This window comes from Pseudomonas sp. S2_E02, from assembly GCF_054668355.1.
The window spans coordinates 5,299,937-5,312,242 of the sequence record NZ_CP162761.1 but is presented as its reverse complement, the minus strand read 5'-3'; the positions used below and the strand labels follow the sequence as shown (position 1 = coordinate 5,312,242).

9 protein-coding genes and 1 pseudogene are annotated in these 12,306 nt (G+C 61.2%); 7 read left to right on the top strand and 3 right to left on the bottom strand.

The window, feature by feature from the left end:
- Nucleotides 1-53 precede the first annotated feature (53 nt).
- Together AB4O01_RS23750 and AB4O01_RS23745 are read left to right on the top strand one after the other, a co-directional pair.
- A pseudogene (locus tag AB4O01_RS23750) lies at nucleotides 54-1,094 on the top strand (cache domain-containing protein); the annotation flags it as partial.
- A 138-nt stretch (nucleotides 1,095-1,232) separates the two neighbouring features.
- A complete protein-coding gene (locus AB4O01_RS23745; RefSeq protein WP_371748302.1) occupies nucleotides 1,233-2,000 on the top strand; it encodes a methyl-accepting chemotaxis protein in 768 nt (255 codons plus the stop codon).
- 227 nt (nucleotides 2,001-2,227) lie between these two features.
- Here the strand turns inward: AB4O01_RS23745 and AB4O01_RS23740 are convergent, their stop codons facing one another.
- Nucleotides 2,228-3,505, bottom strand: coding sequence for an acetyl-CoA C-acetyltransferase (locus tag AB4O01_RS23740; protein WP_460089767.1), 1,278 nt, complete (start codon nucleotides 3,503-3,505; stop codon nucleotides 2,228-2,230).
- Between the two features lie 283 nt (nucleotides 3,506-3,788).
- Here AB4O01_RS23740 and AB4O01_RS23735 point away from each other — a divergent pair, with 283 nt between their 5' ends.
- The 4 genes from AB4O01_RS23735 (at nucleotide 3,789) to AB4O01_RS23720 (ending at nucleotide 9,641) form a co-directional block, all read left to right on the top strand.
- Nucleotides 3,789-5,141: a 3-oxoacyl-ACP reductase gene (locus AB4O01_RS23735; protein WP_460089766.1), complete on the top strand. Its 1,353-nt coding sequence runs from the start codon at nucleotides 3,789-3,791 to the stop codon at nucleotides 5,139-5,141.
- Nucleotides 5,142-5,143: 2 nt separating this feature from the next.
- Nucleotides 5,144-5,998 (top strand): MaoC family dehydratase, encoded by an 855-nt coding sequence (locus tag AB4O01_RS23730; RefSeq protein ID WP_093430280.1) that lies wholly within the window; start codon nucleotides 5,144-5,146, stop codon nucleotides 5,996-5,998.
- A gap of 300 nt (nucleotides 5,999-6,298) precedes the next feature.
- Nucleotides 6,299-7,837, top strand: coding sequence for a collagen-like triple helix repeat-containing protein (locus AB4O01_RS23725; protein ID WP_460089764.1), 1,539 nt, complete (start codon nucleotides 6,299-6,301; stop codon nucleotides 7,835-7,837).
- A 133-nt stretch (nucleotides 7,838-7,970) separates the two neighbouring features.
- Nucleotides 7,971-9,641: a ShlB/FhaC/HecB family hemolysin secretion/activation protein gene (locus AB4O01_RS23720; RefSeq protein ID WP_460089762.1), complete on the top strand. Its 1,671-nt coding sequence runs from the start codon at nucleotides 7,971-7,973 to the stop codon at nucleotides 9,639-9,641.
- Between the two features lie 693 nt (nucleotides 9,642-10,334).
- Here the strand turns inward: AB4O01_RS23720 and AB4O01_RS23715 are convergent.
- Nucleotides 10,335-10,742 carry a response regulator gene (locus AB4O01_RS23715; protein ID WP_460089761.1) on the bottom strand — a complete coding sequence of 136 codons (408 nt, stop codon included), beginning with the start codon at nucleotides 10,740-10,742 and terminating at the stop codon, nucleotides 10,335-10,337.
- Nucleotides 10,743-10,813: 71 nt separating this feature from the next.
- Nucleotides 10,814-11,020: a Flp family type IVb pilin gene (locus AB4O01_RS23710; protein WP_095047415.1), complete on the bottom strand. Its 207-nt coding sequence runs from the start codon at nucleotides 11,018-11,020 to the stop codon at nucleotides 10,814-10,816.
- Between the two features lie 338 nt (nucleotides 11,021-11,358).
- Here AB4O01_RS23710 and cpaB point away from each other — a divergent pair, with 338 nt between their 5' ends.
- On the top strand, nucleotides 11,359-12,300 hold the full coding sequence (gene cpaB, locus AB4O01_RS23705) for a Flp pilus assembly protein CpaB (RefSeq protein WP_099757905.1): 942 nt from the start codon (nucleotides 11,359-11,361) through the stop codon (nucleotides 12,298-12,300).
- The last annotated feature ends 6 nt before the right edge of the window (nucleotides 12,301-12,306 follow it).

The window sequence follows — 12,306 nt, the reverse complement described above, 5'->3', positions numbered from 1 at the left end:
TAAACCACAAGTCATCTGCACTGCGTGGGCCTACAAGAAAATCTGGAGCGCGGATGAACATCAAACAGAAATTGACGTGGGCGTTTGCAATCATCGCCTGCTTGCCGGTGGTGCTGGTCGCAACGCTGGTGGTGATGAACTTGCGCAGCGATGCCCGGGACAGTTTTGTCGACAGCAGCGGTCGCGAAATCCGTCAGGTCAGCAATGCCATGCAGCTGTTTTTTGATGGCATCAGCCAGAACGTCGATTACCTGGCGTCGCAGCCGCTGATCAAAAACACCGACGACAGCCTCAAGACCTACATGAGCGCCAACGCCGAATCCATCCCGCAGGGCGAGATGGACAAAAAGGTCTTCGCGTTCCTCCAGGACCTGGGCAACGCCCACCCGGCTTACGCCTACGCCATCGTTGGCACCGCCGCCGGTGGTTATGTGTCATGGCCGGACGATCCCAAACTCAACAATTACGACCCGCGTCAGCGGCCGTGGTACAAGGCTGCCCAGGCCAAACCGGGCAAACCGTTGCGGACCGCCGCTTACTACTGGGCGCAGGACGATGCGACCTACGTCAGCACCGTGCGCACCATCGACAACAAACTCGGCAGCAACGGCGGCGTGGTCAGCATCGACGTGACGCTCAAGCAGCTCACCGAGATCGTCAAACAGATCAAGCTGGGCGAAACCGGCTACCTGATGCTCCTGGAAAACAGCGGCACGGTGCTGGTCGATCCGAAACAGCCGGAACACAACTTCAAGCCGCTGGACAGCCTCGGCGAAGGCTATGCGCAGCTGGCCAAGGCCGGCAAAGGCCTGGTCGAAGTCGAGCTTAACGGTGAGCGCTACATGGCCAACGTCTGGCCGTCGGAGCAATTGGGCTGGACCTTCGTCGGCCTGATCAAGCAGAGCGATGTGATGAGCTCAGCCACGCAACTGACTTGGCTGATCGCGATCATCGCCGCCGTGCTGGCCGTGCTGTTCGCCGTGGTTGGCGCCAGTTTCGCCACCCTCATCGTGCGGCCGATCCGCAGCGTCGCCAGTGGCCTGGAAGGCATTGCGCAGGGCGAAGGCGACCTGACCAAAAACCTCGACATCCGGGGCAACGACGAAACCGCGCAACTGGCCAACTGGTTCAATCAGTTCCTCACCGCGATCCGCAGCCTGATCCAGCACATCGGCGGCGCCGCCGGGAAAATCCTCGCGACCTCGCAGAGTTCGACCCGCGTCTCAAGCGACATGGCCGAAGCCGCCGGGCGTCAGCGTGAAGCGGTCGACATGGTCTCGACCGCGTTCCACGAAATGGTCGCCACCGCTAACGAAGTCGCGCGCTCGTGCAGTCAGGCAGCGGACTCCGCCGACAGCGGCCAGCGTCAGGCCCGCCAAGGCCAGCAACAGATTGATGCGGCGGTGCACAGCGTCGATCAACTGAGCCAGGAGCTGGAGCAATCGGCGCAGTCAATGCAACAACTGGAGCGCGACAGCAACGATATCCAGTCGATCCTCGGCACCATCCGCTCCATCGCCGAACAGACCAACCTGCTGGCGCTCAACGCCGCCATCGAAGCAGCCCGCGCCGGTGAACAGGGGCGCGGTTTTGCCGTGGTGGCGGATGAGGTGCGCGCACTGGCCAAACGCACGGCGGATTCGACGGCAGAGATCGATGGTCTGCTCGGCAATCTGGCCAAGCGCACCAGTCAGGTCACACAACAGATGCACGCCAGCCTGCAGGTCTCGCAGCAGTCGGTGACGCGTATCGGCGAGGCGCGCGAAAGCTTCGGGCAGATCCGCGAATCGGTGGACGTGATTCGTGACATGAACACGCAAATCGCTACCGCTGCTGAAGAACAGCATCAGGTGGCTGAGGACATCAACCGGCACATCAGCCAGATTCACGGGGATGCGCAGTTGGTGGCAGAACTGGCCAACTCGGCGCGTCTGGATTCGCAGAGTCTGGCGGGGTTGTCGAATGAGTTGGATGGGTTGGTCAGACGGTTTCGTACCTGAACCCAAAAGCCCCTCATCGGAACGCCGCCCGCCCAGCCCTCTCCCTGAGGGAGAGGGGGCTGACCGAGGTGTCTGGCGTTATGCATCGACCTGAAATACCGCGTCGATTATGGATTCTGTAAAGCAAGATCAGGTCGGCGCACCTCTGAAGCATCCCCCAATCGGTCCCCTCTCCCTCTGGGCGGTCCGACGTTTCGGGAGGGTTAGGGCGAGGGGCTCTTTCAGCGTCAGCGTTCGATGAGGGCGGTGACGCCCTGCCCACCCGCCGCGCAAATCGATATCAACCCCCTGCCCTTCCCCGCTGCGTCCAGCAACTTCGCCAGGTTCGCGACGATGCGCCCACCGGTCGCCGCAAACGGATGCCCGGCCGCCAGCGAACTGCCCTTCACATTCAGCCGGCTACGATCAATCGAACCCAAGGGCGCATCAAGGCCCAAACGGGTTTTGCAGTATTCGGGATCCTCCCAGGCCTTCAGCGTGCACAGCACTTGCGCCGCGAACGCTTCATGAATTTCGTAGTAGTCAAAATCCTGCAAGGTCAGCCCGTTGCGTGCCAGCAACCGTGGCACGGCATACACCGGCGCCATCAGCAGCCCTTCGGCGCCGTTGACGAAATCCACTGCCGCCGCTTCGCCATCGCGCAGATAAGCGAGGATCGGCAAGCCGCGTTCCTTCGCCCACTCTTCACTGCCGAGCAGCACCACAGACGCGCCATCGGTCAGCGGCGTGGAGTTGCCTGCGGTCAACGTGCCTTTCGCGCTTTTTTCGAAGGCGGGTTTCAGCGTTGCGAGTTTTTCCGGGGTCAGGTCCGGGCGCAGGTTGTTGTCGCGGGTCAGACCAAGGAACGGTGTCATCAGGTCGTTGTGCCAACCCTCGCTATAGGACGCAGCGAGTTTGTGGTGGCTTTCGAGGGCCAGTTGATCCTGATCTTCACGCGGGATGTTCCAGGTCTGCGCCATCAGTTCGCAGTGCTGCCCCATCGACAGGCCGGTGCGCGGTTCACCGTTACGCGGAAATTCCGGGATCAGGTGTTGCGGCCGCAACTGCAGTAAGGTTTTCAGCTTGTCGCCGGTGGTCTTGGCGCGGTTGGCTTGCAAGAGGATTCTGCGCAGGCCTTCGCTGACACTGATCGGCGCGTCCGAGGTGGTGTCGACGCCACCGGCGATGCCGCTCTCGATCTGGCCGAGGGCGATCTTGTTCGCCACCAGGATCGCCGCTTCCAGGCCAGTGCCGCAGGCTTGCTGAATGTCGTAGGCGGGCGTCGCCGGGGACAGACGCGAGCCGAGCACACATTCACGGGTCAGATTCATATCTCGTGACAATTTCAGCACTGCGCCCGCCACCACTTCGCCAATGCGCTGGCCGTGCAGGTTGTAGCGTTCGATCAGGCCTTCGAGGGCGGCGGTGAGCATCGCCTGATTACTCGCCGTGGCGTACGGCCCGTTGGAACGGGCGAAGGGAATGCGGTTACCGCCGATGATCGCGACGCGGCGCAGCTGACTCATGAATAACTCCTTTTCCGAAGGTTTGAATTCACGCCGATCCCCTGTAGGAGTGAGCCTGCTCGCGATAGCGGTGGGTCAGATAAACATTTCTTGACTGATACACCGCTATCGCGAGCAGGCTCACTCCTACAGGGGTCAGCTGTGTTTCTGACTGTGGGTTCGGCAACACAAACGCCGGGGGCAAACTACTCTGCTGTTCTAGCGTAGGCCTTATTGCGTGGATCGAACGATTGATTGCCATCGGTAGTCCACACTTTGAACCCCAACTTCTGGAGAGCGTTCCATGTCTGATCGCTATATCGACTTCGCCAACTCGTCCATCGGCCATCGCCTGGTCGGGGCGCTGGGCCTGCCGTCGCCGGTGCGGCTGGAACGCTGGCAGGCCGGGCGCCTGCGGCCGGTGGAAGGGGCGCTGCTGATCGGCGGCGGGCCACTGGCGGAGCGCGTCAGTGCCTTCGCCAACCGTTTGACCGACGGCATCTACCGTTACGGCGAACAACCGGCAGCCGCCACCGAATGGATTCCCGGCCACGGCCCGAAACTCAAAGCCGTGGTGTTCGACGCCAGCGAACTGCTGCACACCGACCAGCTCAAGCAACTGCGCGAATTCTTCCAGCCGTTGATGAAGAATCTTGAGCACAGCGCCCATCTGGTGATCCTTGGCCGTGCCCCGGAAACCCTCAGAGATCCGTTTGCTGCCAGTGCGCAACGAGCGCTGGAAGGGTTTTCCCGTTCGCTGGCCAAGGAACTGCGCAGCGGCGGCACGCTGCAATTGATCTACGTCGGTGAGGGCGCCGAAGATCAACTGGAAGGCCCGCTGCGGTTTTTCCTCTCGCCGAAAAGTGCGTTCGTGTCCGGCCAGGTGATTCGCCTGACAGCTTGTGCGACGCCAGTGACTGACTGGACCCGGCCGCTGGCCGGACGCAAGGCGCTGGTCACTGGTGCAGCTCGCGGTATCGGCGCATCGATTGCCGAAACCCTGGCGCGCGACGGCGCCGAGGTGATCCTGCTCGACGTGCCGCCGGCGAAGACCGATCTGGAAGCCCTTGCCGCCCGCCTCGGCGGCCGCGCGATTACCCTGGATATCTGCGCCGCCGACGCCGCCACGCAATTGATCGGACAACTGCCTGACGGCCTCGATATTCTGGTGCACAACGCCGGCATCACCCGCGACAAAACCCTGGCCAATATGACCCCGGAATTCTGGGACGCGGTGCTGGCGGTCAACCTCAACGCACCGCAAGTGCTGACCCAGGCCCTGCTCGACAGCGGCACGCTGCGCGACAACGCGCGGGTGATTCTGCTGGCCTCGATCAGCGGCATTGCCGGCAATCGCGGGCAAACCAACTACGCCGCGAGCAAGGCCGGGCTGATTGGTCTTGCGCAAGCCTGGGCGCCTACGCTGCTGGAACGTGGGATCAGCATCAATGCCGTCGCCCCCGGTTTTATCGAGACGCAAATGACTGCACACATTCCGTTTGGCCTGCGTGAGGCGGGCCGACGCATGAGTTCGCTCGGTCAGGGCGGTTTACCGCAAGACGTCGCCGAAGCCGTCGCGTGGCTGGCGCAACCGGGCACCGGCGCATTCACCGGGCAGGCACTGCGCGTCTGTGGACAAAGCGTTCTGGGGGCTTAGGCATGAGCATCGAATGGCATACGCTGGATCGCGAACCGAGTCTGCCCGGGCTCTACGCACGGGCGGCGACGCGACGCAAAATCACCGGCACCCAATTACCCGACAGCGGCCTGCGCTGTTGGGTCGATGTCGATGGCCAACGCCTGGCGGGCTATCGCAAGGTCTGCGGATTCGTCGATGACGGTCTGTTGCCGCCGACCTATCCGCACATCCTCGCCTTTGCATTGCAGATGCAATTGCTCACCGCCAAAGCCTTTCCGTTCCCGCTGCTGGGGCTGATTCATCTGAGCAACCGCATTCGCGTGTTGCGCCCGATGGGCGGGATCGGTCGGGCGCAGGTCAGCGTGCGCGTGACGAATCTGCAAGCGCATCCCAAAGGTGCGACGTTCGATCTGCTGACCACCCTGGATGATCAGCTCGGGCCGCTGTGGGAAGCGGAAAGCCAGATGCTCTGTCGCGGTGTGAAACTTGAGGGCGAGCCGGCCGAGCAGACCTGGGAGCCGTCGCAATCGCTGGTGGAGGTGGCGCGCTGGAAAGCCCCGGTCGATATCGGTCGGCAATACGCCAAAGTGTCCGGCGACTACAACCCGATTCACCTGAGTGCGGCCAGTGCCAGGCTGTTTGGCTTTCCAACAGCGATCGCCCATGGTTTGTGGAACAAGGCGCGGACCCTCGCGGCGCTGAACGATCATTTGCCCAAGGCCAACCTTGAGATCGCCGTGCACTTTCGCAAACCGGTGCGCCTGCCCAGTGAGGTGACCCTGCTGGCGAGTGCGGCGGGGTCCAGTGGTGAGTTGCGGCTGATCGGTGCGCAAGACCTGGAGCATATGGTCGGGCAGTGGCAACCGATTGCCTGAGCACGCGGGATACCGTTAATTGTGTGTATATAACTTAAGTTTTCGCCGTCCTTCCGCCTTCCGCTGAAAAAACCATGGCCTTGATTATCAAGGCCTTTTTTTTGTCCGGCTATATCCTGGGTATTAGTCCTTAGGCGCTGAACTTCACCTTATATATAAAGGCGTTAATACCAACTTGAGAATGGCCTGAAACCTGCCTCTGGACTGAGATTGAGCACAACGGGCGAAGGCATCACCGACAACAGATCGGCGAGCCATCGAAGACAACGAACGTTGTGACAGGTGCAAGGAATCTCAATCATGAAAACTCAAGATGTGTGGTGCAAATCGGCAATCGCTCTGGCATTGATTCTCTCCCTCGGCCTCGCCGGCTGCAGCAGCGGCGGTGGCGGCCATCACAGCAGCTCCGGCAGTTCTGCGGCGGACGGCACCTCGGGTACTGGCGGTACGGGCGGCAGCGGTGATACTGCAGGCACAGGCGGAACTGGCGGGACCGGGAACACAGGTGGTACTGGCGGAACCGGTGGCACCGATCCGACCAATCCAACCAACCCGACAGACCCAACGGATCCGACCAACCCGACCAATCCGACCACCACACCGCTGGTGACCACCACCCTGGTGCAGGATGTCGGTAAGACCGTCGCTGGCGTCGGCGATGGCGTTGGCCAGATCGGCGACTCGCTGGGTACCGTACCGGTGGTCGGTGGTGTGGTGCAGAGTGCGGCCAACACCGCAGGCAATGTTGTCAGCACCTTGGGTGATGGCGTCGCCAATGGCGTAGGCAAACTGGCCACCGACCCTAATGGCCTGACCACCACCGTTGCTTCGGTTGGCGGTGTAGTGACGGATGTTGGCAACGGCGTCTCCGACCTCAGCGCCAAGCTGTCCACTGCGACGGGCAGCGTACCGGTGGTGGGCGGTGTGGTGACCAAAGTCGCGCCGCTGCTTGATGGTGTCGGCGAGAAAGTCACCATGCTCGGCAATACCCTCGACACCACGCTGACCAGCGGCCCGACCAGCCAATTGACGAACAAACTCGGCGGTAGTCTGGTGCCAGTGATTGCGATGGTTGAAAGCACCACGGACAAACTCGGCGCGACCACAGGTCTTGGCGATCCACTCAAAGGCGTGGTTGCGCAAGTCGGTGGTGCGGTGAACACACTGGGCGGCAATGTTACCGATGCGGGTAACGGCAACGCCTTGACCAACACACTCGGCGGCGCGTTGAGCGATACCGGCACCGCAGTCGCCAAGGCCGGTGGTCTGGTGTCCAACGGCACTGGTTCGGGTACTGGTGGAGTGGGCGGTGGCCTCGGTGGTACTGGCCTGCTGCAAACCGTTGGCGGCGCGGTGGTCAATGTCGGCTCAGGTCTGGCGGCAGGCAACGGCACTCTCGCAGCGCCTGGCAACGTCCTCGCAGCGGCCGGCAACACAGTGGCTTCGCTCAACACCGTACTCGGCGGTTCGGGCACCCCGATCACCGCAACCACCTCACCTCTGGCCACGGTTGGCGGAACCTTGGGGGCAGGCCTGAACCCGGTTACCAGTGCGGTTACCAACGTGACCCAACAAGTCGGCGCCGCTACCGGTATCGGCTCACCTGTTGCAGGTCTCACCGGCCAGGTGGGCGGCGCGGTCAGCAGTATCGGCGGCAGCATTGCTGCGACCAACAACCCGGTCACCACCGCAGTCGGTGGTCTGGTCAGCAACGTCGGCGGCACCGTCGCCGCCGTCGGTGGACTGGTCAACGGCGGTACCAGCGGGGGTACCACCAGTGGCGGTCTGGGCGGTGTACTCGGTGGTCTGACTGGCACCCTGGGAGGCAACAAACGCTAAATTGCACCTGGCCGATTCGACGGCCTCACCTACAGCGCCTACGCTTGGTTGAGGGCGGAAGATTCCCACGAGTCTTCCGCTTTTTTCTTAGGAGAATTCAGCCCAGTGCTGTGATCTGACCATGGAGTGTCCTATGCGCGTAATGGCATCCCTGCTGTTCCTCAGTCTCAGTTCCGCCGCCCTCGCCGACACCCTGCCCAGCTTTCTCAACAGCAACGAAACCATCCGCAATCTGCCGGTGCCGAACCTGCCGGCCGACGCCTATCGCCCAAGCGCCACGCCGGTGCAGGTGCCGGACGCTGGTGCCGCCGCTGCGCAACCGCTGTTGATGGACACCAAGATCAAACTGCAAACAGTGCAGATCGAAGGCGGCACCCTCTATCCGCTCAACGAACTCGCCGAAATCTATAAGCCCCTGATCGGCCGGCAAGCCACGCTCGCCGAGCTGATCGAGGCCACGCGCAACATCACCCGACGCTATCAGCAGGACGGTTACCTGCTGTCCTACGCGTTCTTGCCGCAGCAAAATTTCAATGACGGCGTAGCGCGCGTGGTGCTGGTGGAAGGCTACGTCCGCGATATCCAGATCCAGGGCGATGTCGGCCGGGTCAAAGCGCTGCTCGACAAACTGGCGGCGAAGATTCAGACCGAGCGGCCGCTGACCCGCAAGACGTTCGAGCGCTACACCACGCTGATGACGCGCATTCCCGGGGTGACGATCCAGGCCCAGGTGCCACCGCCCGGCACCACCGACGGCGCCACAACGCTGGTGGCCCAGGCCAGTCGAAAACCCTTCACCAGCACGCTGAGCACCACCGAAGACAACCGCAACGGCACCCAGGCCCTGCTCGGTGTCAGCAGCAATTCGCAAACCGCGATGGGCGAGCAACTGACCCTCAGCGGCCTGTTTCCACCGGGTGACGATCACGAACATTACTACCGGCTCGACTACAACCAGTTCCTCAATGACGAGGGCGCACAACTGGCGCTGTCGGCTTCACGCTACCGTGCTGACCCCAGCACCAATGTCCTGCTCGACAATGGCCTGCAACTCAAACCGCACCGCGAAAACGACCGCTACTCGATCGGTTTCACCCTGCCGCTGATTGCCGCTTCCAACGAACTGCTGACGGCCGGTTCAAGGCTTTACGCGGTCAACGACAAGACCCGCTACAAGGTGATCGGCTTCCCGCTGAGTGTCGAAGAACGCACCGACATCCGCGCCCTCGCCTTCGAGAGCGACTGGCGCAAGGCCGATGCCCGCCAGTTGCGGATCCTCAGCGGCGGCGTGTACCAGGGCCTCGACAGCATGGGCGCGAAAACCAACAACAACGCCATCGACCTCGACTTCTTTCGCCTGCGCCTGTCTGGCGTACAGAGCGACAAGTTCCTCGACAATTGGCAAGGGGTGCTGTCGGCCGCGCTGTACTGGAGCGACGACACCCTGCCCGACAGCGAACGCGCGGTGTTCGGCGGGCAGAACTTCGGTCGCGGTTATCCCGACGATCAAGCGTCCGGCGACAAGGGCTGGGGCGTGGCGTACGAGGTCAACTACAGCTTCAACCGCGACGGCAACTGGGTACGCATCCTGCAACCGTATGTCGTGCTCGATCGCTCGCGCAGTTGGTTCAATGAATTGCCGGTGCGGGCCAACAATCTGTCATCGGCGGCGATCGGGCTACGGTTTGGCGATGCCAAGTACTACAACATTGCGCTGGAAGCGGCGAAGGCAATGTCGGATGAAGCGCTGGACACGTTCAATCGCAAGCCCAGGTACAGCATCAGTTTCAGTTACCAGTTGTAAGCTGAAACACCAAGAGGCTTCGGCAGCGGCGGGTGGAGTGTACAAACGGCAGAACTGGGTCGGATTGCAGGCAGCCTTCGCGAGCAGGCTCACTCCTACAATTGGATTGAGTGCATTCAGTTAGAAATTGGCCGGCTGTCAGGCCGCCATCGCGAGCAGGCTCATTCCTACAGTTGGATTGAGTGCATTCAGTTAGAAACTGGCCGGCTGTCAGGCCGCTTTCGCAGGAACGCCGTCCGCAGCAAACTCGCCCCCACAGAAAAGCCAAAGCAAAACAGCGCACACCGCGCACACCGCACACCGCGCACCGCTACCGCTCCTCACCACTCAACAGGATGAGCGTTAGCTCGGCTGCAGCTCTTGATCTTGATTCACCGGCCGCGTCGGCAGGCTGAGTGGAGGGATTGATCCGGGGGTGGGAGCGCAGCGACCGTTTGGCGAAGCCAAACACAGCGAGAGGAGGTGCAGCGAAGCAAACCGTAGGCGCTGCGCCCGGATCGATCCCGGAGCGAAGGAACCCCGAGCCTCAGCGAGTGGGCCGAACGTTGCGGCAAGCCTTTTTGGGTACTTTTTCGGCGTCTGGAAAAAGTGCCTCGCCGTAAGGGCGAAACCGCCAGCTGCAACACCCAAAAAAACGGATATTCACCCAAAACACCCAAAGCACGGTCGGCCCAGAGGCCGCCGAGTTCAACCTCAGCCAACCTGAACCTTAGGCTTGGGAAACAAATTATCCAAAGTCTCCAACAACCTGACGTAATAAATCGGCTTGCGAAACAGATCCACCACCTGCAACCGCAACAAATCACTGACGTCTTCCATATCCGCATGCCCCGACATCACAATCACCGGCAAATGCTGCCGAGAAGTATGCTCACGCAAGCGCTTGATCAACGACATGCCAGACTCCTCCGGCATGCGCAAATCAGTGATCACCAACGCGATATCGGGATGGCGAGTCAGATGCTGCAACGCCAGCTTCACCGACGTCGCCGTATGACAGACAAACCCCTCCCCCTCGAGCAACTCCGCCAGCTCCAGCAACGCGTCCTCTTCATCGTCAACCAGAAGCAACTGTTGGCGGTGCGGCGAAGACGCGTTCATAGGCAATACCTGAAAGCTGAATGGAAAATCCATTGTAGTGCGATATCAGCCAGGTGCAGCGTTCCCATGACTCAAGGCGTCGGCCGTGTCACAGCCGTACCATCAAGAGACGTCAAAATATTATTGAAGATCGCCAGCACCCTATCGCCAAGAGGGGTTACGAATGCCACAACCACGACGGCGACCATCGCCACCACAATGGCGTACTCGATCGCCGAAGCCCCTTCTTCATTCTTGATGAACACCCGGGCTCTGGACATTAGATAGTCGAAAGTCATGCGAAACATAGGACTGCTCCTTTGCGCCTCTGGCGCTGATGTCACTACAACGGCAAAGACCCACCGTGCCATTTGAGCATTGTCAACAAACCCCCACCCAACAACTGTAAGAACGAATTAACCGGAAAGTATTAATCCAATCGTGTTTTTGCCATCGGCTGCTGTTAATTGGCCAAGACTCATACTTTCGTGAGTTATTTTCCTGTCAGTAATGGCGTTTTGGCTTGGATCAGCTAGCGTGGAAATAGCGAAATAGTTGCATGTTCATAGCTGCCGGATTGGGAACTTCTCTCGTTAGCAATAGCAGTGGGTAGTGCAGCAGGAAAGGGAGAGCCGTCATGAACAGTCGCGTCACCATGGGCCTTGCAGCCATCCTGTTATTGGGAGCCATTTTTGTCGGTTACTGGGGACTGGTACTCAGTCGTCAACCAGCGCCCGTCGCCGTCGCCCCCGTCGCCCCAACTGTCACTGTTGAAAAAACTGTCGCGATCGCCGAAGACCAGACCCGCCAACCCGTGGTGGTGCTGCTGCACGATGTGCCACCCTTCACTGCGCTGACCGCCGCCGATGTAGCGGTGGAAAAACTGCGCAGTGCACCGGCGGGCAGCTTGAGCACTGTCGATCAGGCCATTGGCCGCACACCTTGGCGGCACCTCAGCGCCGGCACCTGGCTGAACGATGAAAGCTTCACCGCCGGCGGTTCACTGGCACGCATGATTCACAGTGACGAACGCGCGCTCACCGTGGCTGTTGACGAAGTGATCGGTGCCGCCGGGCAACTGATTCCCGGCGATTACGTCGATGTCTTGCTCTACCTGCGCCAGGATTCCAGCAACCTCGAACAGTCGGCGCAGATCGTTTTGCCGGCCATGCGCGTGCTTGGGGTGGGTGACCAGTACGGCCTGACCAACGACGGTCAACCGGCCTCGCCGGCCCTGAGTGCAGACGAAAAACTCAAACAGGATCAACGCCGCGTCGCCGCGCGCACCGTGGTGCTGGCGGTGCCGGAGCAACTGCTCAGTCGCCTGATGCTCGCCACCCAGGCCGGCACCTTGCGCCTGGCCGTACGCAGCAGTGAAGAGCAGCGCCTGGCCAAATACTGGGCCGGCGAAAACCAGTCCACGGCCCATCTCGACACCGCCAACCGACAACTCTTCCAGTTCAACCAACTGGCCATGGGCACCGCACCGAAAGCACCGTCCAGTGGTGGTTCCGGTGGCGCCGCACGGCCTGCCGTGGAAATCATTCGCGGCAACCAGATCACCCAACAAAACCCATGACTGCGC

Excerpts from the sequence above, each read along its gene's own strand:
- cpaB (WP_099757905.1), top strand. The coding sequence starts at position 11,359 with ATGAACAGTCGCGTCACCATGGGCCTTGCAGCCATCCTGTTATTGGGA.
- AB4O01_RS23745 (WP_371748302.1), top strand. The coding sequence starts at position 1,233 with ATGGCCGAAGCCGCCGGGCGTCAGCGTGAAGCGGTCGACATGGTCTCG.
- AB4O01_RS23735 (WP_460089766.1), top strand. The coding sequence starts at position 3,789 with ATGTCTGATCGCTATATCGACTTCGCCAACTCGTCCATCGGCCATCGC.
- AB4O01_RS23710 (WP_095047415.1), bottom strand. The coding sequence starts at position 11,020 with ATGACTTTCGACTATCTAATGTCCAGAGCCCGGGTGTTCATCAAGAAT.
- AB4O01_RS23720 (WP_460089762.1), top strand. The coding sequence starts at position 7,971 with ATGCGCGTAATGGCATCCCTGCTGTTCCTCAGTCTCAGTTCCGCCGCC.
- AB4O01_RS23730 (WP_093430280.1), top strand. The coding sequence starts at position 5,144 with ATGAGCATCGAATGGCATACGCTGGATCGCGAACCGAGTCTGCCCGGG.
- AB4O01_RS23715 (WP_460089761.1), bottom strand. The coding sequence starts at position 10,742 with ATGAACGCGTCTTCGCCGCACCGCCAACAGTTGCTTCTGGTTGACGAT.
- AB4O01_RS23740 (WP_460089767.1), bottom strand. The coding sequence starts at position 3,505 with ATGAGTCAGCTGCGCCGCGTCGCGATCATCGGCGGTAACCGCATTCCC.
- AB4O01_RS23725 (WP_460089764.1), top strand. The coding sequence starts at position 6,299 with ATGAAAACTCAAGATGTGTGGTGCAAATCGGCAATCGCTCTGGCATTG.